Source organism: Bacillus sp. JZ34 (assembly GCF_053903205.1).
The window spans coordinates 1,832,941-1,859,910 of sequence record NZ_CP096403.1 but is presented as its reverse complement, the minus strand read 5'-3'; the positions used below and the strand labels follow the sequence as shown (position 1 = coordinate 1,859,910).

Below are 26,970 nucleotides of genomic sequence, written 5' to 3'. Positions count from 1 at the left end.
TAGACAACTGTTTCATAAAAATCAATATTTTTATAACGGTTTCAAACGGCTCGTTTAGTCAACCTCAACAAACGCCTTGAAACATTTGTTTAGTTTATCTAATGAATTTTTCAGAATAATAAGTTATATTTTTCCTTAAAAATAAGCGGAGGGATTATATGAAATCTGTCCAATATGAAAAAGTTCAATCAGACCGTACACTCTCAAACAGCGACCTGCAGCCTCTAAAGCCTGAGGAACGCACATGGAAAGCGGTCAATTTCGCATCGATCTGGATGGGCTGCATCCATAACATCCCGACTTACGCAACGGTTGGCGGACTGATAGCGATCGGGCTTTCTCCGTGGCAGGTGCTTGGGATTATCGCAGTCGCTTCGGTCGTGCTCTATGCAGCCCTCGCATTGAATGGACATGCCGGCACAAAATACGGCGTGCCTTTTCCCGTGTTAATCAGGGCTTCTTTCGGGATATACGGGGCTAATATTCCGGCGCTTCTCAGAGGTTTTGTGGCGATTATGTGGTTCGGCATTCAAGCGTTTGCGGGAAGCATGGCGCTTAACATCCTGATCTTAAATGTGTGGAGCGGCTGGAAAGACATCGGCGGCGATTGGAACTTGTTTGGATTGCATTTATCAGGGCTTTTGTCATTTGCTTTCTTTTGGGGAATTCATCTGCTTGTCCTTCACCACGGAATGGAGTCGATCAGAAAGTTTGAAGTCTGGGCCGGCCCGCTCGTTTATCTCGTCTTTGGCGGAATGGTGTGGTGGGCAGTCGATATTGCGGGAGGACTCGGTCCGATTTATTCGCAGCCGGGAAAATTTCAGACATTCGGCGAATTGATTTGGCCGTTTCTTGCCGGTGTGACGGGAATTATCGGCATATGGGCGACACTCATTTTGAACATTCCCGATTTTACGAGGTTTGCAGCCTCTCAAAAAGAACAAATCAGAGGGCAGTTTTACGGTTTGCCGGGCACATTCGTTCTGTTTGCATTTGCAAGCATTACCGTCACCTCCGGCTCACAGGCTGCCTTCGGGGAGCCGATTTGGGATGTTGTCGATATTCTCGCCCATTTTGACAACCCGTATGTGATCGCGCTTTCGGTCATTACGCTTTGCATCGCCGCCATTTCGGTAAACGTTGCAGCGAATATTGTCTCGCCAGCCTATGACCTGGCCAATTTTTTGCCGAAATATATCGATTTTAAGCGAGGCAGCTATTTGACAGCTGTTTTGGCCCTGTTCACTTTCCCATGGAAGCTGATGGAGAATGAAGCGAGCGTGTTTTCGTTTCTCGGCACAATCGGCGGAATATTGGGGCCGGTCGCAGGCGTTATGCTTGCCGATTATTTTATCATCCGGAAGCGCACGCTTCACATCGAAGATCTCTACTCTCTAACCGGGAGGTATACGTACTATAAAGGCTACAATTACCGCGCATTTGCCGCAGTTGGACTTGGAGCGTTTATGTCTTTGATCGGGACATACTTGCCGGCCCTGAAACCCCTCTATGATATTTCATGGTTTTCAGGCGTGCTGCTCGCATTTGCCGCATACATCTTTTTGATGCGCATCCATCCACCCGGCGTCCTTAGAGATAAAACCGCTGACTACGCTGCCGAAAGCAATGTATAAGCACGGGCTCAAGGTCCGCGAAAACGCTATTCGCGATCCATTTTTTGTTATATTCAGTCATTTTAAACAAATTCGAGCTAAGGAATGTGATAGACTAATGGATATAAAAAATGATTGGAGTATCTCATGAACAAACGCTTTGATGGTAAAGGGCTGAGCTACATCGTCAGGCCAGCTGTCCAACAAGATGCAAAGGAATTATCTGCTGTAAGGGTACAGATCGATGGAGAAACCGAATATTTGGACAGGGAAAAGGGTGAAGGTTTTATTGATGAAGCGGGTTTTAGAGAGCTGATCAAAAGAGACAGCGAACATGACCGATGCTTGTTTTTAGTGGCGGTCGCTCGAAACAGGATCGTCGGCTTTTCAAGATGTGCCGGACAGGATTTAAAACGCTTCTCTCATCAAATCGAGTTTGGCGTATGCGTATTGAAAGAATTTTGGGGATACGGCATTGGAAAACGCCTTTTAAACGAATCGATTGTTTGGGCTGATGCCGCAGGCATTCAAAAAATGACCCTGCGCGTGTCGGAAACAAATGAGAGGGCTTCTGCCCTGTATCAAAAGCATGGCTTTAAAATAGAAGGGATTTTAAAAAAAGACAAGCGGCTTTCTGACGGAACATATAACAACACGATTATGATGGGAAGATGGCACAATCGAAAATAGAAAGAATATCTGGAGGGAACCTGGATGAATCCGATACTGCTCGATTTTCCGGACAGTTTTGAAACCCCGCGCCTTTTTGTCAGAGCGCCAAGGGCAGGCGACGGCGCGGCCGTCCATGACGCCATTCGAAAATCGTTGCCTGAGCTCAAGCCGTGGATGCCGTTTGCAAGGGAAATGCCCGAGGAAGAACATGTAGAAATCAACGTCAGGCAGGCACAGGCCGATTTTATTTTGCGCAACGATTTACGGATGCATATTTTCCATAAAGAAACGGGGAAATTCGTCGGCAGCACAGGCCTTCACCGCATGAACTGGCAAGCGAAACGGTTTGAAATCGGCTATTGGCGCAGTTCTGAATTTGCCGGACAGGGGTACATGACCGAAGCACTTAACGGACTGATTGATTTCGCGAGGGGACACATCAAAGCCAAGCGGCTTGAGATATGCTGTGACAGCATGAACACGAAAAGCAGAAAAATGGCGGAGCGCCTCGGCTTTCAGCTGGAAGCCGTTTTACAAAGCGATGACCTTTCGAATGATTTAAGCGAACATCGGGACACATGCATGTATTCGCGCATCTTCTAAAAAAAGAACCCTTATGATCTTCATGAAGCAAATCATAAGGGTTCTTTCGTTTATGTTTCATATGCAGCTTTGCAAGCTCTTCCCGCCTGCTTTTCGTTTTTCTGACGTGCGTGCTGAATTCAGGCGCCTTGCCTCTTGATACGGCGGCATCTCTGCCTGTGTTTCTCAACATGTGCTCACGCTTTTTCCTTGCCTTGCTTTTGGCCATGTTCCCCACTCTCCTGTCAAATTTTTATCTTATTATTATAGAAAGGCGGGGTTCTGAACGCAAGTCATACGGTTTCTGCCGTTTTGATCATATCCACATGCGGAATGCCGTCCTCCATATAGACGTCTGATATTGCTTTAAATCCGAAGGAGCCGTAAAAGGAACGCAAATGATTCTGGGCGCTGATCTTGACCCTTTTCTCCCCCCGCTCGTCTTCCAAAAAGCGGAGCGCTTGATCAAGAAGCGTCTGCGCATATCCCTTTCCCCTGTCCTCTTTACGGACGATCACCCGGCCGATTGATGCCTCCGGGTAAGCCGTACCGCTCGGGAACAGCCTGCAATACGCAGCGATCTCTCCTTCTTGGCTCAGAAATAAATGGTGTGCCCGCTCATCTAAGTGATCAAGCTCATGATACGGACAGTTTTGTTCAACGATAAAGACGTCTATTCTAAGCTTGATGATGCGGTACAACTCTTCCTTCGACAATTCCTCATACGATTTTAGTTTCCACTCCATCCCTTTTTCCAAAGCCCCCTTCAGCTCTGCACTTTTCCATAGGTTCCGCCGCCTCCGGCTTTCAGCTCTAAATCCCCGTTCCTTGCTTTGATCACGAGATCAGCCGTCTGCGGACGAATGGTTTCTTTTAGTTCGCCTTCTTTTACCCGGTGAAGGATATTCATCTCAGTGCCGAAAGCATCTTTCAGCTTCTGAATCGTTTTCGGACCGATGCCGGGGATCAGCTGCAGCGGAACCTGGTGAACGTACGGCGGGCGCTTGACCGGGCTTTTATCCTGATCGTAAAGCTCCATTAGACGTGTGCTGACGCCTTTTGTAAACTTTCGGCTTCCGCACGCTTTACACACCGTTTCACCTGCCTCCTGCAAACGGCCGCATGTTTCACAAGCGGTTTGAAAATATTTGCCCAACTGCGGATTCATTCCGTAATTGGCGGCAATGCAGCGCCCTTCTTGTCCTCTTAAAGCAAGTGAAAACTCTTGAAAGCTGGCATGTTTAATGTGTAGCTTATTATACTCCCTGCCGATTTTCCCAAGAGAATGGGCGTCCGAATTGGTCAAAAATGCATAGGGATTCAGTTCGGATACGTGTGAAGCCATATCGGTGTCGCTGCTCAGCCCGAGTTCAACCGCATCAATCATCTTCGGGTCAAGCACTTCTTGCAGCGAAAATTTGACTCCTTTGCCATACAGGCTCTTATGCGGCGTAAAAATGTGCGCGGGAATGAACAAGCCGCCGAGCTCTTTCACCTTCCGCTGAAGGCCGATGCCTGTCTCATAGATGCGCTGGGAGCTCAGATGGATATTCGTCACCCTTTCCGAGAGCCAGGCGGAAAACTGCTTCATTGCGGAGATCGACGGCATAAATGCCAGCACATGAATCGGGCCCCGGCATCTGTCATCATTGATTTCCAATTCAGAACCGCACAGAAGCACGGTATCTTTATATTTGATTCCGCCGTCTGCAAGCTCTGTATAACGGCCTGAAGACACCCCTTTTTCAATTTCCGCCAGCACCTCCGGTGAATGACAATCTATAATGCCGATCAGTTCCATTCCTTTATGCTCGCTTGCTTCAATCAAAATTTCGTCGAGCGTAAGCGTTCTGGCAGCCGTTATCTTAACGGGCCGGCCTGATTCCGTCCGCCCGATATGGATATGCATGTCTGCGAATATTTCTTTCATTTTTTTGCTTGCAGGGCCTTTCTCAGCTCCAGATACTGCACGGCATAAGCCGTTTTCGCATCATAGATGTCCTGAGTTTCCATCAATTTCAGCGCACCTGTAAGCGGCACCTCCATTACTTCTACAAATTCGTCTTCATCAAGTTCGCGCTTTTCTTCAAGCGGTGTCAGCTCTTCGGCAAGATACAGGTGCACCAATTCGTCCGCAAAGCCCGGCGATGTGTAAAAAGCGGTGATTTTCTCCAGCTTTGCCGCCGTGTATCCCGTCTCTTCCTCAAGCTCCCGCAGCGCGGTATATTCAGGTTTCTCTCCTTTTTCAAGCTTGCCTGCCGGTATTTCAACGATCGTCCGTTCAAGCGCTTTTCTGTACTGCTTCACCAAAATGATGTTTCCTTTATCAGTCAAAGCAAGCACCGCAACAGCGCCCGGATGCTTCACGATTTCGCGCTTTCCCGTTTTACCATTCGGCAGTTCGACGTCTTCAAGATAAAGATCGATCACCTTGCCCGAAAAAAGTTTTTCTTTAGATATGGTTTTCTCCTCTAAATGCTTCAGTTTGATCATCTCCTAAGTTCTGCTCTGGCTTTTAATCCCATACATTTTATCATACACCATGGAAGGGGGACACGCCATGAAGGTCTACCGGCTGAACAACCGCATCGTCATGTCGGGGAAAGCATGGGAAATCCGCGCCAAGCTGAAGGAATACGGACGAATGTATCACTATGTGAAAGACTGGCTTTCTGAAAAAGAAAATCGAATGATTTTGATTGACATCAAGAAGGATCGCATGAAATAATACTTTTTAGTAACGTTACTTGAAAGTATTATTTTGGAGGCGGATGAATGTGGGAAATGAAAAAGGACGCAAAGGCAAAGAAAGCCGGAAGCGGCTGCTCACAGTTGCTGCAAACGAATTTGCAAACCGGGGATTCCATGAGACGAAAGTAAGTACGATTGTCAAAAGAGCGGGGCTGACTCAGCCGTCTTTCTACTTATACTTTCCAAGCAAAGACGCCATCTATAACGAGCTGATCAATGGCTTTCACGCGAACTTAAAAAATCTGATCGAATCGTTTCGTTTAGAAGAAGGAATCGAGAAAAAACACGTATCAAAACGGGTAACGGCTGCTGTAGAGGCTGTATTTCGGTTTTTGGCAGAGGACCCGGATTTGACCCGCATCGGTTTTTTTCTCAGCCCGGAAGCATATGAAATGAAAAAAGATTTAACACTGGCCTTGAAAGAAAACTTGAAAGCAGAGCAGGAGCTTGGCTACTTCCGGTCCGGCCTGGAAATGGAGACCGTTGCCGAATGCCTGACAGGCATGATTGAGCACCTTGCCGATATCTATTTGCTTGACGGATCAAAAGACCCCTCAAGTCTCGCAAAACAAATCACGGATCTTTTGATCCACGGGATGCTCGTTAATCCGCAACATCCAGAAACGGAGTGAACATGGTGGCATTTATTTTCGTAAAAGCAGGATTGGCGGCATTTATGCTGACCGGAGGCGTAATCAAGGCGATGCACGTTCCTTTTCAAGTGGAACATTGGCGCCATTATCAATACCCGCTGTGGTTTCTTCCAGTAACAGGGTTTCTTGAAATCGTCGGAGCGCTCGGCATGATCGCCGGGATTTGGAATGTGCATCTGGCTGTCGGCTCGGGGCTGTTGTTCTCCCTGCTTATGACAGGCGCCATTCATGCCCACCTATTCCGGGCGCGGCAGCCTTTTTTTACGGCCATCCCTGCCGCGGTTTGTTTGATTTGCGCCCTAAGCGTGATCATCTTCGAGCTGTACTTCTGATTCCGATGCCGATGGGTTGAAAACTTCGCTCCTTTGTATTACGTTCAAAGTAAGAAAAAAAGGAGTGAAGCTTATGAAAAAAAGGACGCTCGGACATTCCGATATACAGGTGAGTGAAGTCGGCCTCGGCTGCATGTCTCTCGGAACAGACAAAAAGCACGCACTGTCAATTTTGGATGAAGCTTTGGCGTTTGGCATCAATTATTTGGATACTGCCGACTTGTACGATTTTGGACGCAACGAAGAGATTGTCGGTGAAGCAATCAAATCAAGGCGCCAAGACGTGATCCTTGCGACAAAAGCAGGAAACCGCTGGGAGGAAGGAAAACCGGGCTGGTTCTGGGATCCCCGGAAAGCGTACATAAAAGAAGCCGTCAAGCACAGCTTAAAGCGGCTGCAAACCGACTACATCGATCTTTATCAGCTGCACGGCGGCACGATTGAAGACAATATCGACGAAACGATCGAAGCTTTTGAAGAATTAAAACAGGAAGGCGTCATCCGCCATTACGGCATTTCTTCAATTCGGCCGAACGTCATTAAGGAATACATCAAAAAATCAAACATCGTCACGGTCATGATGCAATACAGCTTGTTGGACAGACGGCCTGAGGAATGGCTTTCTCTCCTTGAAGAACATGGAATCAGCGTGATTGCAAGAGGACCTTTGGCAAAAGGGATTCTGACAGAAAAACCTCTGTCAGATGCAAACGCCGCGATCAAGAAAAACGGCTATTTATCGTATTCCTACGATGAACTCGTTAAAACAAAAGCGGACATTGAAAAAACGGCGCCTGATTTATCCGCGACCGAAACCGCGATGAAGTATATTCTCGCCCAGCCGGCTGTCGGAGCGGTCATCCCCGGAGCGAGCAAAATCTCCCAGCTTCGGGAAAACGTTGAATCTGTCGGCGGACGCGGTCTGACAGAACAGGAAATCAAAGCACTCCGCTTTTATACAAAACGCGGCGTGTACACTGCACATCGCGAATAAAGCAATAAGAAAGCCCCGTCTCTTGATCAGACAGGGCTTTCTTACTTATACTTCTTCCAGTCGTCAATTCCGCTTTCGTTGAGGAGCTCTTCAAAACTTTTATTTTTTTCCCTTTCCTGTCTTTCCTTGATGAGCCGCTCTTTCTCACGCTCTTTTCTTTTTTCGTCCTCCTCTTTCAATTCGCTCTTCATTTGCTGAAGTTTATCTTTCAAATCGTCGGCGAGCGCATCTTTCAGCAGCTGCCGGGCATTTGGGTCTTGTTTTTTCTTTCCCATATCCTGTCCTCCGTTCTCCCTGTTTGTGATGATAGTTTATCAGGAATCTAAAAGTTCAGGCAAGCCGTCACTCGGAGAGCCGTCTCTCTCGGCAAATGCCAATCGTTGTGTGGTATGATAAAGTGAGAAGCATTTAAGAAAGGAAGAATACATCAGATGTTGATTTGGCTGGCTGCTATCGGGGCGGTTTTGCTGTTTATTGCCGCGCTCGGAATCTATTTTACGAATCAAATCATGTACATTAAAAAACGGACAGACGAATACATTATCGAGCGGGAAACGGCTGACGGCCATTATGACGAAAAAGCTTTTGCCGCTCTCCCGAAAGAAGAAATCAACCTCCCTTCTTCTTACGGCTACAATATTAAAGGATACTACGTCCATCCGCACAAAACGAAAAACACCGTGATTATCTGCCACGGGGTGACGATGAATCTGTTGAATTCGATCAAATATATGAATCTGTTTCTTGATCTCGGCTGGAACGCCGTCATATATGACCACCGGAGGCACGGCACAAGCGGCGGAAAAACAACGAGCTACGGATATTATGAAAAAAACGATTTGAAAACGGTTGTCCATTGGCTTCGGGAAAAACACGGCGAACACGCGCTGATCGGCATTCACGGCGAATCGATGGGCGCTGTCACGACGCTTCTTTACGCGGGAATGGACGATGCCGACGCTGATTTTTACGTGGCCGACTGTCCGTTTGCCACATTTGAGGATCAGCTCGTTTACCGGCTGAAAGAAGATTTTCATCTTCCGGGAGCTTTCATTTTGCCGCTTGCCAGCCTCTTTTTGAGATGGCGGGACGGCTACCGCATCGGTGATGTCTCCCCTTTATCCGTCGTCGGGAAGATCAAAAAACCGGTGCTGTTCATTCACAGCAAACAAGACGACTATATCCCGCCTGAATCGAGCGAAATGCTTTACGAGAAGAAGCCGGGGGAGAAAAGACTTTATATCGCTGAAAAAGGTGCGCACGCGATGAGCTATACCCAAAACAGAACCAGCTACAAAAACACGGTGCGGGACTTTCTTCAAGAGATCACAAATCGGCGTAAAGAAGGCGAACGAGCATAAGTCTCGTCCGCCTTCTTTTGTGCTACAAAATATCCGTAATGTCGCTCATATGATCGCCGATCCAAGAGATGGCCGTCTCAATTGTATCGAATTCCTTTGTTTCAAAAGTCATTTCATCCTGAAGAAGCCAGACATCCTTTTTGACGGACTCTGTCCCTCCGATTGACCAATGAAGGAGTGTATACGGATGATTTTGATGTAAAAAGGACGCCCATGTTTTATTTTGAGCGGTTTGTTTTAAAGATTTTACCTTTTGATTCAAATCGAACGCCACCCTATTTCACTAAAATACTCATTCTGGGAGAAAGCACCTGTGCCGGACTTTTCAGCATCAAGGCACCCGCTTTCTCATAATAGTCGATGGTCATCGCTTCATCAAAAAAGACTTTTTGCGATGACTGAATATAAATCGGAAGCCCGTTTGTCTCAAGGGGCTCGCAACTTCCCGATAATTCGTCCGTCAGCCACAGAACCGGCACGCCGCTGACCGCGCATCCGCAGCCCTCGGAATCATAGCGAAGCTGGATCTTTTTATCAGGATAAGGCTCTGTTGCCCGTTGAATGGCTTGTTTTGCCTGTGCAGTGATTTCAAGCTGCATGATATCATCCTTCTCTATTTCGTTTACGGACATTGTACCACAGGAGCAGGAAAAAGCGCATCGTTTCCGACTGTCAGGCATAAATATGAAGGGATTCGGAGGTGGAATGATGCCCAAAAAAGTGCAGATTAAAGTGATGGACAACGGCGGTTTCCGGGTCACGGGAGACGTCGAACTGATCGATATGGAAGGAAACCCGTTCCCTGAAAAACCCGCTTTTTCGCTCTGCAGATGCGGAAAATCGCTGAAAATGCCTTACTGTGACGGAAGCCACAAAGGAACGTTTGAATCTTGTGTCAGAGCCTGAAACAGGAGGGGGCATTACCTGTCCTCCCCTCCCTTTTCCCATTGTTCAGCCAAGTGCTCAGTCTCTTTTATCCAGCCGTTTTTGCCGTCAACATAGCCTGCCATGTCAAGCGGAAACATCTCCGCCAGCTTCATCTTCAGAGCAGCATATTCTTCGGCCCGCTCCGGATGCGAGATTAAATAATCCCGAAACGCGAGATGCCGCCTGATATCGGGATGCCCGCTTTCATACAGATGGACATGGTGTGTACGCTTCCGTCCTCCTTTTTGAAAGAACCTTCTCCCCGGAATTCCGTTTTCCCCCTTCGATTCATAGCCGAGCATTTTCATCCCCTTTTCGAAGCGGGCTGCGGAGCCGAGATCGTTTACTTCGATCAGGATATCAATGACAGGCTTGGCGCTCATCCCCGGAATTGACGTGCTTCCAATGTGGTGAATATGCAAGACTTCATTCTGGAAAAGCGCTTCAAGCTGCTTTTTTTCTTTGAAAAATTCGCCCTCCCACTCCTCTTGATAGGAGACGACTTTCACCTTTCTCGGCGCATTCAGCGTCAGTCTTGAAAGAACAATTCCTTTTTCAGGTTCATACTGCTCAATCTCGGAAAATCCCAATTTCTGATATAGCGCTTTTGCCGGTTCATTCTCCGCTCCCGTCGTCACTTCAAACGCTTCGGCTTCCTTCTCCATCAATAGATAACGAAGCAATGCCATCGCAATTCCTTTTCGAAAATGGACGGGATGAACGGCCAGCCTGCAGATCGTCAGCTTTTCGGCTGTATGTATAAAGGAAGCGATTCCGGCTAATTCTTCTCCCTCAAACCAGCCGATGAAAGTATCACGGGAATCCATCACATCAAAAGCTGTTTCATTCAGCTGCGGAATGCCCTGAAATTGAATAATCTCCGCTTCTCTTTCATAAGCCGGCCTTTGAACATTTACAATGCAGCGGGCCGTGTGCGGGTCTTTATGATTTAACAATTGAATCATTGCATTTCCTCCCCGCCGGTGCCATCTGACGGGGGCCGGCCGGGCCGCTCCGAAATCCTTGCGGCTTCAACTTTTGCAACCCGCACGGCAAAGTCAGAATACCATTTTGTTCGGCCTTTTTCCTTCGCCTGCCGGTGTTCGCTGTGAAACTTCCATTTTTCAATCGCCTCAAGGCTTTCCCAATAGGAAACCGTTATTCCTTTTCCGTTCATGTCCCTTGCGCTTTCTGCTCCTAAAAAGCCTGGCTGTGCTGCGGCAAGCTTTAGCATGTTCGCAGCCGTCTCTTTGTAGCCATGATCCCCGTTCGTTCTGACCGATGTGAAAATCACTGCGTAATACGGCGGCTCCGGCGTTATTGAAATCATGTTCATCCCCCTTTGGTAAACAGGACTTGATCCTGATCCGGTCTGTCATCATTCGAAACGTCTTTTTTTTTACGAAAATCCCGTTTTCCGCTGATAAGCAATCAACACTTTGTTGATATGCAGCGGACCGCTTTGCAGTCGGAAAAACACTGCACATGAGAGCACAGGCACATTGTTTTCAGTGCCCATGTTTTCATCAAAATCTAACCTCTCCTTTCAACATTGTACCTGACCATCGGCACAAATGTTCTGCAACTAAGCAATGGATATGCTTCCTTATTATACCGTTTCCCGCTCCCAATTTACCATTTTAATACGTCAGTAGATGAATGGGAGTAAATTCTTAGTTCTAATTCAACAGCACAAATCGATTTGCCATCTCCCTGAAAAGCTTCACTCACCTTGCCCCATAGGATACCGGCGCGCCCAGCGGCAAAAAACCGTTTCATATACTGCTCTTTTTCCGAGTGTAAAAAATAGATAATTTTACACTTCGTTTTCATATGTTCGTTTTATAGAATTGTCGTTGTTGTGAACTTATTACTTTTTTAGGAGGAGAAACAATGCGTCGCCATTCATTTTTATCTATTCTATTGATTTTCATGCTGTCTGTTGTGTCCGTATTTTCATGCCGGCCTTCAACAGCTTCCGCCGCTTCCCACAATCCGGTCGTCATGGTTCACGGCATCGGCGGAGCCAATTATAACTTCATCGGCATTAAATCGTATTTACAATCTCAAGGCTGGACAAGCAGTGAGCTTTACGCCATCAACTTTATCGATAAAACAGGAAATAATAAAATCAATGCGCCGACATTATCCGAATACATCAAGCATGTGCTGAATCAAACAGGAGCATCAAAAGTCGATATTGTCGCCCACAGCATGGGCGGGGCCAATACGCTCTATTATATTAAAAATCTGGACGGAGCAGATAAAGTCGGACATGTCGTTACCCTTGGGGGTGCTAACCGGCTGGTTACAAACACGGCGCCTCAGGGAATCGCTCCGAATGACAAAATCTCATACACTTCGATTTACAGCACAAGCGACTATATCGTCTTAAACAGCCTCTCCAAACTTGGTGGTGCAAACAATGTGCAAATCTCAGGCGTAAGCCATGTCGGCCTTTTGTTCAGCAGCAAAGTGAATGCCTTGATTAAAGACGGTTTGACCGTCAACGGGAAGTAAAAGTGAAGGAACCTTGAAGAGCTAAATTTCTTCAAGGCTCCTCCTCATTTATCGGGACTGTCTTCCCGCCCGGCAAAAATAAAAAGGACTCTAAATAAACGCCATTTCCGATCGTTCATTCAGTGTCCGTCAACCCCGTCGATATATGATTATTCCACAATGATTTCAAAGACTCTTTGTTCGAGATTGTATTTAGCGTCTTGGAATGTAAATTTATAATCATCTGCGTCGGCATCAGGTGAAAGCCAAGCTCCGTATTTTCTGATCGTCTGGACGATGCTTTCGAGTTCAGCAGGAGTGAAGTCACCTATGTCTGTGCCTTCGGTTTCAGCGGTATGGCGTATTTTTACTGTAATCATCATCGCTTTATGGCTCCTTTCACTTGCTGTTTGAACATCTTATTAACAGCATATTTTTTTCCCCTGTAAATCGTTCCATTAACTCCCTTGTTTCAAATTATTCGGGCTTTCTTTTTTGCAGACCTATTTTATATGGAAAAGCTGGCCGGGCTCCGAAAAATTTGTCCCCGCACTTTCGTCAAACACGAACAAACATTCCTTTACAACAAAGGAAATATCCCCTATGATAATGAAGGTAAATCGAAATCATTACTACTTGGGGGTATTAACCGATGGCTTACATAGCAAAACGCATGATCATACCGATTGTTTTTCTCTTCATTCTCGCTTCCTGCTCCGCCGGAGGCGCTGACTCAGCGAAAGGTGATGAGAAGAAACTCACCTTTCTTTTCAATATTCCAAGTCAAACCCTTGACCCGAATCTCGATGTCAATTATACGGCTGTCCGCGCCGGCATCAGCGAAACGCTCGTCAAAATCAGCGCTGACCTTTCCATCGAACCTTGGCTTGCCAAGGATTGGGAAAGTAAAGACGGACAAACATGGGTCTTCACCCTTAAAGACAATCTGACGTTTCAAAATGGCAAAAAAGCGGATGCCAAAGCGGTAAAAGCGTCTTTAGAACGGACGATACGCGAGAGCAAAGCGATGAATAACGCCTTAAAAATCAAAGAAATCAAAGCTGCAGGACAAACATTGACGATTACAACAAAGGAGCCTTTTCCCGAATTCCCTTCAGAATTGGTTCATCCAAACACATCGATCATTGACGTCAGCGCAGCAAACATTTCTCAACAGCCCGTTGGGACGGGCCCTTTTCAAGTTTCCTCTTTTGAGGCCGGCCATAAAATAGAGTTAGAACGGTATGACGATTATTGGGACGGCAAACCGAAGCTGAAGCACGTCACATTTTCGTTTAATGAAGACGCAAACGCCCGCGTCATGGCTCTCCAATCAAAAGATGCCGACATTATTTACAGACCGAGCGTGGAGGATATTGACCAAATTCAAAAAGATTCAGCGATTACCGTTGATTCGGTGCCTAGCTTGCGCGTTCACCAGATTCTCTACAATACAAAGAAGGATCATTTCGCTGACCGTCACCTGCGCCGCGCCTTCGACGCATTACTGGACCGCAAAGAAATCGCTGAAAGCATTTTGAACGGGCATGCTCAGCCGGCAGACGGGCCTTTCTTAGCGGATTTCCCGTTTTCCGCCGGTACGGTTCAAAAGCCGAGCGGACTGGAAGCGGCAAAAGCTGAGCTGAAAAAAGCCGGCTACGAGCTTGAAAACGGCAAAGCCGTGAAGGACGGACAAGCCTTATCTTTTACACTGCTAACCTATCAGTCTCGTCCGGAATTGCCTTTAATCGCACAAATTCTTGAATCAAATGCGAAGGAACTGGGCATTTCGATTAAGATTCAACAAGTCGAAAATATCGATGAGTATTTGGCGAAGAACGATGATTGGGATTTGGCGACATACAGCTCGATGACCGCGCCCAGAGGCGATGCCGGCTATTTGCTGAACACCGCCTATATGCCGAATGGCGCTTTAAACTACAGCGGCATCGAAAATCAAACCTTGATCAAATGGATTGAGGAATTCAACCGCACAATCGACAAAGAGAAGCGGGACCGCCTTGCTAAAAAAGCAGCTGAATTGATCGAGAAGGAGACATTGAACTCTTTTATCGTCACTCCCGAAAACATCACGGCATACCGAGACGGTGTATTAAATTGGGAAACGAGCAAAAGTGAGTATTATATGCTGACGAAAGATTTGGATGTGAAAACGAAATGAAGCAGATCGCTAAGCGGCTGTTTGAACTGGTTCTATTCTTATTCCTGCTTTCGTTTATCAGCTTTGTATTTATGAAAGCGGCTCCCGGTGATCCGGTGAAACAGATGCTTCGCGTAGATGATGTAGCGGTAACAGACGAGCAGATCGAGGCATTCAAAGAGGAGCTCGGTTTGGACAAACCGGTTTATATTCAATATTGGAACTGGTTTAAACGCTTTTTCCAATTTGATTTGGGAAAATCCTATACAACACACGAACCCGTCATCGACGAGCTCAGCCGGAAATTCCCGGCGACATTGCTTCTGACCGGCGCATCGCTTCTCGTCATGCTGCTGATCGCCGTGCCGGTCGGAACGCTTTCCGCTTTATACCGGGATCGGTGGATCGATCATCTCGGCCGCTTGCTCGCTTTAGTGGGAGCCGCGCTCCCAAGCTTTTGGCTCGGATTGATACTGATCGATCTCTTCTCCGTCAGGCTGAATTGGCTGCCGTCGATGGGAGCCGGAACGTTTAAACATTTGATTCTCCCCTCTCTCACGCTCGGGATCGCGATGTCGGGCGTTTATGTCCGCCTTGTACGGTCAAGCTTGATCGAAAGCCTTGGTCAGGATTTCATCAGATCAGCCAGGGCGCGCGGTATCAGCGAGGCGAGAATTTTCTTCTTTCACGCGTTTCGCCACTGTCTTGTCCCTGTCATCACGATATTCGGGGTCAGCCTCGGCAGCCTGCTCGGCGGCACGGTGATTATTGAAGTCCTGTTTGCATATCCCGGCGTCGGCAAGCTTGTCGTTGACGCCATCGTTCAGCGTGATTATCCGATCATTCAGGGGTACATTCTTTTCATGGGGATCACGGTTGTCCTGATCAATCTTTTGGTCGACCTCTCCTATCGGTACCTCAATCCGGAAATTCGCTTAAAGGAGGCTGGACGCCGATGAGAAAAAACGTCAAACTTATATTCCGAACCAAAACAGGACTGTGGTTCGTGCTGCTGTTTTCCGCGGCGCTGTTCACCGTCCCCTTCTTTTTGCCGTTCGATCCGCTCCGCACAGATATGGCCAACCGTCTCCAGCCGATCAGCTTGCAGCACTGGCTCGGGACAGACCATTTGGGCAGAGATATATTTTCCCGAATGATCGCCGGTGCGAAAGCGACGGTCGGCACCGCCTTGGCCGCGATTCTGATCTCCGTTTTCATAGGCGTTCCCGTCGGGCTTGTCTCCGGCTTTTTCGGCGGACGGCTGGATCGGATGATCATGAGAATCGTTGACGCGGTCATGGCGTTTCCGGACTATATTGTCGCGATTGTTTTAAGCGGTTTGCTTGGCCCCGGTCTGATGAACTTAATATTAGCCGTTGTCGCTGTCAAATGGGTCGGCTATGCAAGGCTGGTCCGCAGCACGGTGTTTTCGGAAAAACAAAAAGATTACATCGCCTCTGCCGAGCTGACGGGCTTAGGCTCCGGGGCGATTTTAAAAAAGCACTTGCTGCCCCATGTTCTCGGCAACGTTTCCGTACTTGCGACACTTGATATCGGAAAAACGGTGTTAATGATTGCTGCCCTGTCCTATATCGGACTGGGTGCTCAGCCTCCATACCCGGAATGGGGCGCCATGCTGAATGACGGAAAACATTACTTTTTGCATGCGCCTCAGCTTATGGTGATTCCCGGTCTTGCGATCATGTTCATCGTTCTGTTGTCCAACCTGTACGGTGATCGTTTAAGGGACAGGTTTGACGTTAAACACAAGAAAGGAGTTTCTTAGCATGCCGATGTTATCCATTGAGGGCTTATCAATCAGCTCCCGACAGCACACCATTGTCAAAAATGCCTCCTTCTCGATCCATGAAGGGGAATGGTTCGCGCTGCTCGGGGAAAGCGGCAGCGGAAAGAGCCTGACCGCTTCGGCCATAGCCGGGCTGCTTCCGGACGGACTAACGGTGTCCGGCGGAGACGTGATATTCGAGGGCCGCCAGATGCTTCAAGCCGGCCGCAAAGCGCTCCGACGCATGCGCGGAAAAGATATCGCCTGTATTTTTCAGGACTGTCACGGAGCATTCACCCCTTTTATACGGATTGGCAGACAAATTGACGAAATGGTCAAAACGCATACCGATTGGTCTAAGAACAAGCGAAGAGAAGCGATTCTCCGCGCTTTTCGGGAGGTTTCTCTGCCGGAAAACAGAGTATATGAAAGCTACCCGTTTCAATTGAGCGGCGGGCAGCTGCAAAGGGCCGCGATCGCTCAAGCGATGGTGCTCCGCCCGAAGCTTCTCATCGCAGACGAACCGACAACGGCTTTAGACAGCATCACGGCAGCGGACGTCTTGCAACAGCTCACCGTGATGCGCGCCAAAACAAACTGCGCCATCCTTTTTATCACTCATGACCTCCGGCTTGTCAAAAGGTACGCCGATCAAACCGCTGTCATGCAAAACGGAGAAATCGTCGAAAGCGGTTTAACCGCTGATTTAATCAGACAACCGGCACATGAATGTACAAGACGTTTATTCGCAGCCGTCCCGCCGCTGAAAAATCCTCCGCCGAGGCTGACAGCCGCGCCTGAAACAAAGGAAGCGGCGCTGGCGGGAACAGGAGGTGCGTGATGACCCATTCAGCAGAAACCGTTCTTTTTGTCAGCAATCTGACAAAACATTACGCTTGCGGCCACAAAGCGGTTGACAATGTATCGTTCTCCATTCGAAAAGGCGAATGCCTCGGGCTCGCCGGCGAGAGCGGCAGCGGGAAAAGCACCCTCGCGCGCTGCCTTCTCCTGCTCGAAAAAATCGATCACGGAGAGATTCGGCTTCATCAACATCCGCTTCCCGGCATAAACAAAAAAGAGACCCGAAGACTGCGCCGAAAGCTGCAGGCTGTTTTTCAAAATCCGGCCGCATCATTGAATCCAAAGCTCAATATTATCGATTCAGTTATGGAGCCGCTTGATGTTTCCAAACAAGACATACCGCCATTTTTAAAGGACTTCCAAGGCAGCCGCCGTCTGACGGCTGAGCGTCTGTTCTCAATGGTCGGCCTTCCCTCGAGCCTCCTTGACCGCTATCCGCATGAATTAAGCGGCGGGCAGCTCCAAAGGGCCTTAATCGCCAGAGCCATCAGCACTCACCCGTCTTTAATCATCTTTGATGAGCCTACGGCAAGCCTGGATGTCACCAGTCAGGCGAAGATCCTTGACCTCCTCAAAGATTTGCAGGATGATATGGGGCTTTCCTATTTGTTTATTTCCCATGATCTGGCCGCTGTCCACTTTATGAGCCATCGCATCATGGTCATGAAAGACGGGCAGATTGCCGATCAATTTAAAAAAGAAGAGCTTTTTTCTGCCGAAAGGCACCCATACGCCAAAAAGCTGCTTCAGGTGTTTGAATCCTAAGGGGGGGCATAAGAGATGAATCACAGACATTATCTAGCACTCGCAGTTCCGCTGATCATTTCAACGATCACCACTCCTTTGCTGGGGGCGGTCGATACGGCGGTAGCCGGGCAGCTTTCCTCCCCTGCTTACATCGGCGGTGTTGCAGTCGGAACGATGATTTTTAATACGATGTATTGGCTCCTCGGCTTTTTGCGGGTGAGCACATCGGGGTTCGCTGCTCAGTCGCTCGGCTCCCAAAACAGATCAGAGAGCGTTTTGGCTCTTGCCCGGCCTGTTTGCATCGCGTTTTTTGCCGGACTGATGTTCATTCTCTTGCAAAAACCGCTTGAATACGCAGCGCTGACGCTGATACAGCCTGACCGCCATACCGCTGAATTCGCCTCGCAGTATTTTTCGCTGAGGATTTGGGGCGCTCCATTTGCTTTAATCAGCTATTGCATTCTCGGCTGGCTGATGGGAATGTCCCTTATCAAAGTGACATTGCTTTTGCAGATTTCGATGAACGTCTTGAATATCGTGCTTGACATCGTTTTTGTCTACGTCTTTCACATGGAAGTATACGGCATCGCTCTAGCCACTTTGATTGCGGAAGTGACGGGCTGCCTGATCGGCTGCTGGCTTGTGAAAACGAATGCCGCCATGCGGTTTAAGCTGCCGTCCGTCAAGGTTTTGTTCGACCCGAAACCGTTTAAAAAAATGATGGTTGTCAACCGCGATCTATTGATTCGGACATTGTGCCTTTTAACGGTTTTTAATTTGTTTACGGCTAAAGGAGCCGGCTTCGGCGCTGAAGTTTTGGCCGCAAATGCGATCTTAATTCAAATTCATTATATGATGGCTTATGTGTTTGACGGATTTGCCAATGCATCGAGCATTTTTGCCGGGAAAGCCGTTGGAAGAATGGATCGGGAACTTTATTCCCGTACGCTTTCCCTTTCGATCCAGTGGTCGCTGATCTCGGCCGCGCTGCTTTCAGTCGGCTACTTTCTTTTGAAAGGTGTAATCCTTCCCTTGTTTACACCGCTTGAAAGCGTTTTGGAAGCAGCGAAAACCTACGATATTTGGATCGCTCTCTTTCCTTTGGCCGCAAGTTTCGGACTCGTTTTTTACGGGATTTTTACAGGAGCGACTGAAATAGGCCCGGTCAGAAATTCAATGTTCTTGGCTGTTCTCGTCTTCCTGGCCGCCTTTTTTACCGCTGTGCCCGCTTTCGGAAACCATGGGCTGTGGCTCGCTTTTCTTTTATTCAGCCTTGGACGTTCCGTATTCTTATGTATGGCTGTTCCCGGGCTGACCACCCGTCTCTTCGGAGAGCGAAGTGCTGCGAAAGAGGCAGGCTAAAAGCCAAATCATAAAACCCCCCGGCTAAAGCTTAGCCGGGGGGTTCTCGTTTATTCTTTCGTTAATTGTGCGACGAAATGGTTCAGATGATCCAGCGTCATCACATTTTGATTGCATGTTTCACTGTCACAGCAAATATAATTGCCTCTGTCTGTATAGGTTTCTTTCCCGCTTTTCACCCGGGCCATGAACAGTCCGATCTCTTCGGTCCTGTTGCATATCGCGCAGATTCCTTTTTTATTGCTGGATTTGATGGTGCCGTGTATTCCGGTCAGCTTTCCGCCGGCATCCACAATCATGTACTTTCTGCCTGATCCTGCATCATTCCATCCCAGGTAGGAATATCCGCTGAAATCCATCTGTTCAAAATCGGGCGTCTTTAACTTCTTCACTTTAGAAAATAGCTTTTTAGCGGTTTTTACTGTTATACGCTGAAATGGAATGACATGAGGCTTTAATTCGGCTAAAAAGCGCATCGCTTCACCGCTGTCTTCCACTTCTGCCATCTTCTGCAGCAAAGACTTTTGATCGCTGCTGAGATCAGGAAACAGGTTGAACACTTGATCGAGCGCATTGCATTTCAAAGCGTCAAGTACGTTTTCGTCATTGATGTTCGCATGTCCCTGAACAAGGCTGTCCGTTTGAAACTTAATAAAATTATATTGGTCATTTCTGATAAAAGGTGTCTTCATTTCTGCCAGCTCCTTATTTATGGATCTATATTTAAAAATAAGGTGCAAAGCCGGATGATCAGAAATGATACCTTGCTTTTTTTAGGCGATTTGTTTATAACCCCGCCTCATGCAAAGTATCGCCTTTCAAGATAACAGGCTTTGCATGAGACGCTGCAGTCGGCAAATGAATGTCATTTACCATTTTATCCACCTCCGAATACTGATTCTATTATAAACGACAATCGTATTCAATCTCAATGATATCCTCCATCTTTAAAATGCATATTTCATCCGCCCGGCTTACGATCCGCAGCTCCCTTTTCAGGGCGTCGGCATAGTGAATCCGGCCGGCCAGCGTTTTCACTTCCCCCTGCCGATAATAGGCAAATTGCAACATTCTGTTTTCTGCCATCGCTTCACAAATGATTTCATTAAATTCTTCATATTTTTGTTCATCCAGGATCGGTTTTTTGAGTTTTTGAAGGCTTTCATGATATTCCCTGAGCAATTCCACGTGCTCAGGCAGCATCATGGAAACCCATTTGATACTGCCTCTGTCGCGAAGCATAAATGATTCTCCTTTCTATGCCTGATGGCCTCCGACCAATTTTGACCGCAGCCGGGCCGTCCCGGCGTTTGTATAGGAAACGGCCCGCAAAAGCGCTGTTGATCCGTGCCGTTCTCTGATGCCGTCCATCACGTACCCGAGCTGCCGCTTCTTTTCCTGATCGGGACGAAAAAGATCAAGCTGCATATTGGTATCGTCTTGAATATTGGACAAAGAGACGGAAATTTTCCGAACCGTTTTGCCGGCATAAAACCGCTCGAACAATGCCAGACATGTATGGTATAGATCAAGGGTGACATTTGAAGGGCTTTCCATTGTTTTTGAACGGTAAAACCCGCCGCCAAGCTCATCGCGGCTGTATTCGACGCCAAGACTGACGGTCCGGCCCGCCTGGCGGTGGGCGCGCGCCCTTTTGGCCACTTCTTCACACATTTCAAGAATGACATGCTTGACTTCCTCCGGATTCGGGTAATCGCGAAGCAAAATCTGGCTTTTTCCATAGCTGACCTGCCCCTCCAAGAGCGGCGCTCCGATCGCTGAAAGGTCGATGCCCCAAGCGTGATAATAGAGCTGGTTTCCCATCACCCCGAATGTTTTCTCAAGCCGCTTGAGATCATAGTGAGCCAGCTGACCGACTGTAAAAATCCCCATCCGGTTTAACGTCTTTTCCAGCCTGGAGCCGATTCCCCACATGCGGCGCAGCGGAGACAGCGGCCACAGCTTCGTTTTCACGTCTTCGTAGCCCCAAACGGCCACTCCGTCTGCTGATTTTTTCGCTTCAAGGTCAAGGCACAGCTTTGCCATCAGCAGATTCGGTCCGATTCCGACAGCACAGGGAAGGCCAAACTCCCTTTCCATATCATCTTGAATTTTCATCGCAATCGTTCGGGCGTCTCCCCACATGCTCTCAACACCGTCCACCTGAATAAAGCTTTCATCCACGCTGTACGTATGAATGGCATCAGGCGGCACATAGCGGCAGAACAGCCGGGTGAGCTCTGTAGAAACACGGACAAACAGCCCCATCTTTGGATTGACCAGCTTGATGCGCGGATCATCCGGCAGCTGATAAAGCCTTGTTCCCGTTTGCACGCCGAACTCTCTTTTCAGAGCCGGAGAAGCAGCGAGAACGATGCTCCCCTGCCGCTCCGTGTTTCCGACAACCGCCAGCAGGCAAGTCATCGGATCAAGTCCGAGCAGGACTGCGGCACAGCTTGCATAAAAGCTCCGCATATCAACGCACAAAACCGAACGCGACGGATATTGACCGTAATCCATCTCTCTCCCTCCAAAAAGAACTGATGTTCGCACAATTAGTGTATGAATACTATACTCCGAATATACGTTCGATTTCCAGGCGTAATTTTATCCAAAGAAAATCCTGGCTGAAAGCAACAAAAAACACCTTCTTTGGAAAGAAGGTGACATGGCGGATCATTCCAGTTCGGAATGCTGCCGCATCCGGTTTAATGGCTCAAATTGAAAGCTCCCTTGAGAACCTCGTTTTTTCCTAGTAAGATAAAAGAAAAAGCGCTCCTAAAGGAGAAAGACAAATGGATGAGAAACTGATTGAAAAAATGCTCGGACAGGCGCTGAAGCAGTACGGACGCAATGTTGCAACCGATCCGCTCAGCCCCGGCGAAAAAGAAATCCTGAAGCTGGCTTTGCAGGAAAGGCGGATCGAGGAACCGAATGAGGGGCTGCATGCCCATATCGAAGATGTCATCTATGATTATGTCACAAATCAAGGCTTGTTCTCCTTTTGATCACCCAGCATATAGAAATTCCTCTATTCACCTCCATTTGTTTCATGTATGATAAACAAATAAAAACGTAACGGAGAGTTTATCATGAAACAAAAATGGCAGAACATCCACCCGCTCAGCTGGACCATTATTGTCGGAACCATTTTCGGACGTATGGGCACAGCCATGAGCATCCCTTTTTTAGCAATTTATTTGACACAAGTGAAAGGCGCCTCTTCCGGCTTTGCCGGCGCCGTCATTGCAGCGAGCTCTCTGATCGGAATTGCGGCAAGCTTTTACGGCGGGTACTTATCAGACAGGTTCGGCCGGAAAACCATCATGCTCGTTTCGATTTTCGGCTGGACATTCGTGTTCGCCGGTTTCGCGCTCGCCGATCATGTCTGGACATTCTTTGTCATGAATGCCTTAAACGGATTATGCCGCGCTTTGTTTGAACCGACTTCAAGAGCGCTGCTTTCAGACGTATCCAAACCCGAAACGCGCCTTTTCGTCTTTAATCTCCGCTATACCGCGATCAACCTCGGCGTCGTCTTCGGTCCGCTTTTAGGCCTGTACCTCGGATCTTCGAAAACGACGCTGCCGTTTTTCATTGCGGCTTTCATTTATTTTATTTATGCGGCGGTGCTGGTCATTCAATTTAAACACCACACCGTACCGGCAACTGAGCGGAATAAGCGTATAAAAGTGCGGGACGCGCTGGAGGTGACAAAAAAAGACCGGGTATTTACGATTACACTAATCGGTTCGATTCTTTGTTTATTCGGGTATTCCCACTTCACATCCACGCTCGCACAATACATGGCGGCCAGCCCGTTCATCGAAGACGGGACGAAAGTGTTCGGTATGATGCTGACGCTGAATGCCTTGGCCGTGCTTGTCGTACAGTACCCGATCGTACATATCGCCAAACGGTTTTCACCGATTTTATCGCTGATTGCCGGAAATGTGCTGATTAGCGGAAGCCTGTTCAGCCTCTCGTTTTTCCACGATCTATGGTCCATCGTCTTGATCATTATCGTGTTTACGATCGGGGAAGTGCTTCTCTTTTCGATGATGGATTTACTGGTCGACCGGATTGCCCGGCCTGAGCTGAAAGGCACTTACTTCGGGGCTATAGGCTTCACCCAGCTGGGAAGCGTGATCGGCCCTTGGGCGGGGGGAATGCTGCTGGACGCCTTTGGAGCGGAAAAGCCGTTTTTCACTTTTGCAATCCTGTCTGCTGTCACTATTTGCGGCGTTCCTTTCCTGGTGGCAGCCTTCCGGAAGCTCAAAATAGATGAAGCAAAAGTCAAATTAAGTTCGAAAAAAATGATGCAGCATTAATGAAAACAGGCCGGCTCGGTCAAAGGCCGGCCTTCCGGCGGACGCCCGCCTCAAGGCGCCGCAAGTTCGACTTTAATGCGGTCGGGATCTTCGGTATACAAGGCATAATGCCCGCTTCCGCCGGCAAACGGATGTCTGTCTTCGTATAAAATGCGGCATCCCCGCTCCCTCAGTTTCATTGTCATTTCGTCGACCTGTTCTTTGGATGCCGCGTAAAAAGCAAGATGGTTTAAGCCGATGCGGCACCTGTGATAACCCGCTTTGACAAACTGCTCTTTCGCCTGCACAAGCACGAGATAGGCGCCGTTTGCTTTCCAGCTGATCCCGTCTTCCCATTGTTGAAAAACTTCATAGTCAAGCTCTCCGAGAAACCAGCCCCAAAAGCGCTTCGACGCTTCCAAATCTGAAACATACAGTTCAATATGATGGATCATGCAAGCCTCCTCTTCTACACCCGTCTGACGAGAATCTCTTCCACCTTGTGGCCTTCGCCTTTTCTCAAGATTAAATCAGACCGGAATTTTGTAGGCAGAATGTTCTCATACAAATTCGGACGGTTGACGGTCTCCCATATTGACTTTGCCATATGGTCCGCTTCTTCGTCCGCAAGGTCTTTGAATTTATGGAAATAAGAACTCGGATCTTGAAATGCCGTCTCTCTGAGCATGCGAAAGCGTTCAAGATACCATTTGATAATGAGGTCTTCTTCGGCATCCACATAAATCGAGAAGTCAAAAAAATCGGAAACGAAAACCCGCGGTTTTGTCCGGTCGTCTTCAATCGTCGGTGTCTGCAGCACATTGACGCCTTCGATGATGACGATATCCGCTTGTTCAACCGTTTCGTAAACCCCTTCCAATCTGTCGTACGTTAAATGGGAATAAACGGGTGCGCGAACCATTTCCTTGCCGGATTTTAAGTCGTTTAAAAACTCAAGCAATGCTTTGACATCATAGCTTTCCGGAAACCCTTTCCTCGACATTATCTGTTTTTCTGTCAGCACCGCATTGGGGTAAAGAAAACCGTCGGTTGTGATCAGACTGACTTTCAGCCGTTCCTGCAAACGCGAGAGCACCGTCTGAATGATGCGGGCCGTCGTGCTTTTTCCAACCGCGACGCTTCCGGCAATCCCGATGATGAACGGAATTTTGGCCGCGTGAGGATGGTTCAAAAAACCGTTCACCCGGGTGTTCCGTTCATATTGAGTTGTCCGGTGTAAATAAAGCAGCCTCGCCAGCGGAACATAAACGGTTTCGACTTCTTCCAAAGACAGATAGTCATTTAAACCTTCAAGCCTTTTTACTTCCTCTTCGGTCATTTCTACCGCCATATGCCCGCCGAGATTTGCCCAGGCATCGCGGGTATGACTCGTATATAACGTGTGCAAATTCAAATCCTGATTCGCCATTATACTCACCTGCCCTCTGTTCAAAAGCTGTTTACTAAAAAGTGCATGAATTCCTGAGACCGCTTTATTATTATATAGAATTTTTCGAATATTTACGAGGAACAAGGTTTCAATCAAAACAACCGCCTCATCCAGAGACGGCAGATTCTGTTGTTCCAACTATTTGACACTCGCCTGCCAAACCTGAGCCAACGGGCATCCGTCGCTTGCAAAAAAAGAGCGCAAGTGCCTGCGCTCTTTTTTCAAACGACATATTTGCTTTGCCTGTGCGCCATATAATAAGTAACCGCAGACAGCAAGCCGACAGATGCGGCTAAAATGATGACGACCGGAATCATGTCCACCTTCACCGGTGTAAACAGTTTAAAGCCGCCGCTGAAACTGAAAACCGCATGCCCGAGATTAGACAGCAGGTTTTTCAAATCGAATCTCCCCAAAGCAGGGATAAGCAGGCTGTAAACGATATACAGCAAAGCAGGCGTAATAAAGCTTCTGAAGAGGACGCCCAAATAAAATCCGACCGTCGAAAAAATGAAGCTGACCGCCAGAACGACAACGAGCTGAAGCGGGATATTGCTTTTTGAAACAGCGGGTATTGTGAACTCGCCGACCGGTATGGCCCTTGAAGCCAGGGAATAAAAGACGAAGCTTGACACATATGCCGTACATACAACGGCGATCACGGCGGCAGCCATCACCATGTAAACCGAACACTGTTTGGCCAGCAGAACGGATTTCCAATCATGGCTGACAGCTTTCACTTTCACCGTCTTGAACCTGATGTCGTAAGAGGAGATATAGATGGCATACAGCGTAAAAGCCAAGGGAAAAATGATGAAGCCCATCAGCTCAAGCGTCATGATAACCGACTGCTTGGGCTCCAGATGATGGAGGGACAAGACGAAATTCTCATAGTCAAACCTTAAAATATTTTCGACGATCTCTCCGTCGCCATCCTCGCTTTTCAGCTCCCCTTCCTTCACCTTGACGGGCGACGCCAGCGCCTGCTTAATATCGATGCCGAGTTCTTTATATTCGTCTTCAGTCTTTTTAAACTGCTGATAGCTGTCAATTGTATTTTTATAATGTACATATATGTATCCGGATGAAATGAATAATAGAGGAAGCAATAACATGACGAGCATTTTAGAATATGATTGAAATGCAAGCTCTTTTTTGAAAATATTATAAATATTCTTTATAGACATCGCCCAATTCTGCTCCATTCGTTTTAAAATTGTCTATGTGGATAGCTGAACCGTCTTTCAACACGTATAATTGATCGACGATTGAAGAATAAAACTCAAACTGATGGCCAGCGGCAACAATCGTCATCCTGCTCGACCAGTCATTGATCAGCGCCTGAAGCTCCATCATGGACCGGTAGTCAAGCCCGTTTGATATCTCATCCAAAAACAAATATGACGGTTTGTTTAATGCAGCGATCATTAAGGCCAGCTTTTTCTTTTGTCCGTATGAATAGGTCTTAACCTTTTTTTTCAGCAGCGCCCGGCCGAGGAACTTTTGCGATAATTGTTCCAGCTCTTCTTTGCCGGCAGGTTTATTGATCAACAGTTTAATATTTTGATATCCGCTCAGATGATCGTAAAACGGGGAATCGTCATAGATAACGTGCACTTTGCTCCTGACGGCTTCAAGCGGCTCTCCGTCGTACAGAATGCCGCCTTCGAAATGTTCCAGCTTGAGCAGGCATTTCAAGAGCGTCGTTTTCCCGGCGCCGTTTTCCCCCATCAGGAAGGTGACTTTGTTTTTTTCGATATTCATGTTGAGACGGTTGAATACCTTTTTGCTTCCATAAGATTTCGTCAGGTCATCGATTTTGATCAATTTAAAAAATCCTTTCTTGCATCAGGATGGTGTTGCAACATTCTCCATTATACAACGCTGCCATTAATTTCAAAATAGTCTT

33 protein-coding genes and 1 pseudogene are annotated in these 26,970 nt (G+C 47.8%); 18 read left to right on the top strand and 16 right to left on the bottom strand.

What is annotated here, in order from left to right; translation table 11 throughout:
* The first annotated feature begins 158 nt into the window (after window positions 1-158).
* The 3 genes from M1D90_RS09360 to M1D90_RS09350 all read left to right on the top strand — a co-directional run bounded on the left by M1D90_RS09360 (window position 159) and on the right by M1D90_RS09350 (window position 2,888).
* Complete coding sequence (locus tag M1D90_RS09360) at window positions 159-1,634, top strand: NCS1 family nucleobase:cation symporter-1 (RefSeq protein WP_026579352.1); 1,476 nt, start codon at window positions 159-161, stop codon at window positions 1,632-1,634.
* Window positions 1,635-1,760: 126 nt separating this feature from the next.
* Complete coding sequence (locus M1D90_RS09355; RefSeq protein WP_039072809.1) at window positions 1,761-2,303, top strand: GNAT family N-acetyltransferase; 543 nt, start codon at window positions 1,761-1,763, stop codon at window positions 2,301-2,303.
* Between the two features lie 24 nt (window positions 2,304-2,327).
* The gene (locus M1D90_RS09350) at window positions 2,328-2,888 is read left to right on the top strand and encodes a GNAT family N-acetyltransferase (protein WP_039072810.1); all 561 of its coding nucleotides are present in this window, start codon (window positions 2,328-2,330) and stop codon (window positions 2,886-2,888) included.
* 272 nt (window positions 2,889-3,160) lie between these two features.
* Here the strand turns inward: M1D90_RS09350 and M1D90_RS09345 are convergent, their stop codons facing one another.
* The 3 genes from M1D90_RS09345 to M1D90_RS09335 are packed head-to-tail and all read right to left on the bottom strand — an operon-like array spanning window position 3,161 to window position 5,351.
* Entirely contained in the window at window positions 3,161-3,613 is a 453-nt protein-coding gene (locus M1D90_RS09345; RefSeq protein ID WP_023855935.1) for a GNAT family N-acetyltransferase, read from the bottom strand.
* A 20-nt stretch (window positions 3,614-3,633) separates the two neighbouring features.
* The gene (locus M1D90_RS09340; protein WP_026579349.1) at window positions 3,634-4,797 is read right to left on the bottom strand and encodes a TIGR00375 family protein; all 1,164 of its coding nucleotides are present in this window, start codon (window positions 4,795-4,797) and stop codon (window positions 3,634-3,636) included.
* Complete coding sequence (locus M1D90_RS09335; RefSeq protein ID WP_026579348.1) at window positions 4,794-5,351, bottom strand: NUDIX hydrolase; 558 nt, start codon at window positions 5,349-5,351, stop codon at window positions 4,794-4,796. Before M1D90_RS09335 ends, M1D90_RS09340 begins: the two co-directional genes overlap by 4 nt.
* A 76-nt stretch (window positions 5,352-5,427) precedes the next feature.
* Between M1D90_RS09335 and mciZ the strand changes: the two are divergent.
* The 4 genes and pseudogenes from mciZ to M1D90_RS09315 form a co-directional block, all read left to right on the top strand.
* Window positions 5,428-5,544, top strand: a pseudogene (gene mciZ, locus M1D90_RS09330) (Z-ring formation inhibitor MciZ); the annotation flags it as partial.
* Window positions 5,545-5,644: 100 nt separating this feature from the next.
* Window positions 5,645-6,250 carry a TetR/AcrR family transcriptional regulator gene (locus tag M1D90_RS09325; protein WP_043054376.1) on the top strand — a complete coding sequence of 202 codons (606 nt, stop codon included), beginning with the start codon at window positions 5,645-5,647 and terminating at the stop codon, window positions 6,248-6,250.
* Between the two features lie 5 nt (window positions 6,251-6,255).
* A complete protein-coding gene (locus M1D90_RS09320) occupies window positions 6,256-6,603 on the top strand; it encodes a DoxX family protein (protein ID WP_456283393.1) in 348 nt (115 codons plus the stop codon).
* A 73-nt stretch (window positions 6,604-6,676) separates the two neighbouring features.
* The gene (locus tag M1D90_RS09315; RefSeq protein WP_456283391.1) at window positions 6,677-7,597 is read left to right on the top strand and encodes an aldo/keto reductase; all 921 of its coding nucleotides are present in this window, start codon (window positions 6,677-6,679) and stop codon (window positions 7,595-7,597) included.
* A 41-nt stretch (window positions 7,598-7,638) separates the two neighbouring features.
* Here M1D90_RS09315 and M1D90_RS09310 read toward each other — a convergent pair whose 3' ends face one another.
* A complete protein-coding gene (locus M1D90_RS09310; protein ID WP_023855942.1) occupies window positions 7,639-7,872 on the bottom strand; it encodes a YqkE family protein in 234 nt (77 codons plus the stop codon).
* Between the two features lie 156 nt (window positions 7,873-8,028).
* On the opposite strand from M1D90_RS09310, the gene M1D90_RS09305 reads away from it, so the two are divergent.
* Window positions 8,029-8,958: an alpha/beta hydrolase gene (locus M1D90_RS09305; RefSeq protein ID WP_023855943.1), complete on the top strand. Its 930-nt coding sequence runs from the start codon at window positions 8,029-8,031 to the stop codon at window positions 8,956-8,958.
* 22 nt (window positions 8,959-8,980) lie between these two features.
* Here the strand turns inward: M1D90_RS09305 and M1D90_RS09300 are convergent, their stop codons facing one another.
* Window positions 8,981-9,220, bottom strand: coding sequence for a YqkC family protein (locus tag M1D90_RS09300; protein WP_003183211.1), 240 nt, complete (start codon window positions 9,218-9,220; stop codon window positions 8,981-8,983).
* A 13-nt stretch (window positions 9,221-9,233) separates the two neighbouring features.
* Window positions 9,234-9,557, bottom strand: a complete 324-nt coding sequence (locus M1D90_RS09295) for an iron-sulfur cluster biosynthesis family protein (protein ID WP_020452052.1) — start codon at window positions 9,555-9,557, stop codon at window positions 9,234-9,236.
* Window positions 9,558-9,666: 109 nt separating this feature from the next.
* Here M1D90_RS09295 and M1D90_RS09290 point away from each other — a divergent pair, with 109 nt between their 5' ends.
* Window positions 9,667-9,864, top strand: coding sequence for a CDGSH iron-sulfur domain-containing protein (locus M1D90_RS09290; RefSeq protein ID WP_023855944.1), 198 nt, complete (start codon window positions 9,667-9,669; stop codon window positions 9,862-9,864).
* Between the two features lie 14 nt (window positions 9,865-9,878).
* On the opposite strand, the gene M1D90_RS09285 is transcribed toward M1D90_RS09290, so the two are convergent.
* Together M1D90_RS09285 and M1D90_RS09280 are read right to left on the bottom strand one after the other, a co-directional pair.
* Window positions 9,879-10,850 carry a GNAT family N-acetyltransferase gene (locus M1D90_RS09285; RefSeq protein WP_456283389.1) on the bottom strand — a complete coding sequence of 324 codons (972 nt, stop codon included), beginning with the start codon at window positions 10,848-10,850 and terminating at the stop codon, window positions 9,879-9,881.
* Window positions 10,847-11,221 (bottom strand): antibiotic biosynthesis monooxygenase family protein, encoded by a 375-nt coding sequence (locus M1D90_RS09280; RefSeq protein ID WP_341045647.1) that lies wholly within the window; start codon window positions 11,219-11,221, stop codon window positions 10,847-10,849. Before M1D90_RS09280 ends, M1D90_RS09285 begins: the two co-directional genes overlap by 4 nt.
* A gap of 557 nt (window positions 11,222-11,778) precedes the next feature.
* On the opposite strand from M1D90_RS09280, the gene M1D90_RS09275 reads away from it, so the two are divergent.
* The gene (locus tag M1D90_RS09275) at window positions 11,779-12,405 is read left to right on the top strand and encodes an esterase/lipase family protein (protein ID WP_456283387.1); all 627 of its coding nucleotides are present in this window, start codon (window positions 11,779-11,781) and stop codon (window positions 12,403-12,405) included.
* Window positions 12,406-12,554: 149 nt separating this feature from the next.
* On the opposite strand, the gene M1D90_RS09270 is transcribed toward M1D90_RS09275, so the two are convergent.
* The gene (locus M1D90_RS09270; protein ID WP_023855949.1) at window positions 12,555-12,767 is read right to left on the bottom strand and encodes a hypothetical protein; all 213 of its coding nucleotides are present in this window, start codon (window positions 12,765-12,767) and stop codon (window positions 12,555-12,557) included.
* A 269-nt stretch (window positions 12,768-13,036) separates the two neighbouring features.
* Here M1D90_RS09270 and nikA point away from each other — a divergent pair, with 269 nt between their 5' ends.
* The 6 genes from nikA to M1D90_RS09240 are packed head-to-tail and all read left to right on the top strand — an operon-like array spanning window position 13,037 to window position 19,301.
* Entirely contained in the window at window positions 13,037-14,566 is a 1,530-nt protein-coding gene (nikA, locus tag M1D90_RS09265) for a nickel ABC transporter substrate-binding protein (RefSeq protein ID WP_341045650.1), read from the top strand.
* Window positions 14,563-15,504 carry a nickel ABC transporter permease gene (gene nikB / locus M1D90_RS09260; RefSeq protein ID WP_020452058.1) on the top strand — a complete coding sequence of 314 codons (942 nt, stop codon included), beginning with the start codon at window positions 14,563-14,565 and terminating at the stop codon, window positions 15,502-15,504. Before nikA ends, nikB begins: the two co-directional genes overlap by 4 nt.
* On the top strand, window positions 15,501-16,331 hold the full coding sequence (gene nikC, locus M1D90_RS09255; RefSeq protein ID WP_411220867.1) for a nickel transporter permease: 831 nt from the start codon (window positions 15,501-15,503) through the stop codon (window positions 16,329-16,331). Before nikB ends, nikC begins: the two co-directional genes overlap by 4 nt.
* A gap of 1 nt (window position 16,332) precedes the next feature.
* On the top strand, window positions 16,333-17,172 hold the full coding sequence (locus tag M1D90_RS09250) for an ATP-binding cassette domain-containing protein (protein ID WP_039072817.1): 840 nt from the start codon (window positions 16,333-16,335) through the stop codon (window positions 17,170-17,172).
* Entirely contained in the window at window positions 17,172-17,957 is a 786-nt protein-coding gene (locus M1D90_RS09245; protein WP_020452061.1) for an ABC transporter ATP-binding protein, read from the top strand. Before M1D90_RS09250 ends, M1D90_RS09245 begins: the two co-directional genes overlap by 1 nt.
* Before the next feature lie 15 nt (window positions 17,958-17,972).
* The gene (locus M1D90_RS09240; protein WP_075754060.1) at window positions 17,973-19,301 is read left to right on the top strand and encodes an MATE family efflux transporter; all 1,329 of its coding nucleotides are present in this window, start codon (window positions 17,973-17,975) and stop codon (window positions 19,299-19,301) included.
* Window positions 19,302-19,351: 50 nt separating this feature from the next.
* Here the strand turns inward: M1D90_RS09240 and M1D90_RS09235 are convergent, their stop codons facing one another.
* From M1D90_RS09235 to M1D90_RS09225, 3 genes are all read right to left on the bottom strand, one after another.
* On the bottom strand, window positions 19,352-19,993 hold the full coding sequence (locus tag M1D90_RS09235; RefSeq protein ID WP_020452063.1) for a FusB/FusC family EF-G-binding protein: 642 nt from the start codon (window positions 19,991-19,993) through the stop codon (window positions 19,352-19,354).
* A gap of 211 nt (window positions 19,994-20,204) precedes the next feature.
* Entirely contained in the window at window positions 20,205-20,543 is a 339-nt protein-coding gene (locus tag M1D90_RS09230; protein WP_020452064.1) for a YolD-like family protein, read from the bottom strand.
* 15 nt (window positions 20,544-20,558) lie between these two features.
* Entirely contained in the window at window positions 20,559-21,821 is a 1,263-nt protein-coding gene (locus M1D90_RS09225; protein WP_023855953.1) for a Y-family DNA polymerase, read from the bottom strand.
* Between the two features lie 275 nt (window positions 21,822-22,096).
* Between M1D90_RS09225 and M1D90_RS09220 the strand changes: the two genes are divergently transcribed.
* Both M1D90_RS09220 and M1D90_RS09215 read left to right on the top strand, forming a co-directional pair.
* A complete protein-coding gene (locus M1D90_RS09220; RefSeq protein WP_023855954.1) occupies window positions 22,097-22,309 on the top strand; it encodes a YqzH family protein in 213 nt (70 codons plus the stop codon).
* An 84-nt stretch (window positions 22,310-22,393) separates the two neighbouring features.
* Window positions 22,394-23,632, top strand: a complete 1,239-nt coding sequence (locus M1D90_RS09215; protein WP_456283384.1) for an MDR family MFS transporter — start codon at window positions 22,394-22,396, stop codon at window positions 23,630-23,632.
* A 50-nt stretch (window positions 23,633-23,682) separates the two neighbouring features.
* On the opposite strand, the gene M1D90_RS09210 is transcribed toward M1D90_RS09215, so the two are convergent.
* The 4 genes from M1D90_RS09210 to M1D90_RS09195 all read right to left on the bottom strand — a co-directional run bounded on the left by M1D90_RS09210 (window position 23,683) and on the right by M1D90_RS09195 (window position 26,888).
* Entirely contained in the window at window positions 23,683-24,066 is a 384-nt protein-coding gene (locus M1D90_RS09210; protein ID WP_095291531.1) for a VOC family protein, read from the bottom strand.
* A gap of 14 nt (window positions 24,067-24,080) precedes the next feature.
* A complete protein-coding gene (coaA, locus tag M1D90_RS09205; protein WP_456283382.1) occupies window positions 24,081-25,040 on the bottom strand; it encodes a type I pantothenate kinase in 960 nt (319 codons plus the stop codon).
* A 242-nt stretch (window positions 25,041-25,282) separates the two neighbouring features.
* On the bottom strand, window positions 25,283-26,248 hold the full coding sequence (locus M1D90_RS09200; protein ID WP_023855957.1) for an ABC transporter permease: 966 nt from the start codon (window positions 26,246-26,248) through the stop codon (window positions 25,283-25,285).
* The gene (locus tag M1D90_RS09195; RefSeq protein WP_023855958.1) at window positions 26,226-26,888 is read right to left on the bottom strand and encodes an ATP-binding cassette domain-containing protein; all 663 of its coding nucleotides are present in this window, start codon (window positions 26,886-26,888) and stop codon (window positions 26,226-26,228) included. Before M1D90_RS09195 ends, M1D90_RS09200 begins: the two co-directional genes overlap by 23 nt.
* Between the last annotated feature and the right edge of the window lie 82 nt (window positions 26,889-26,970).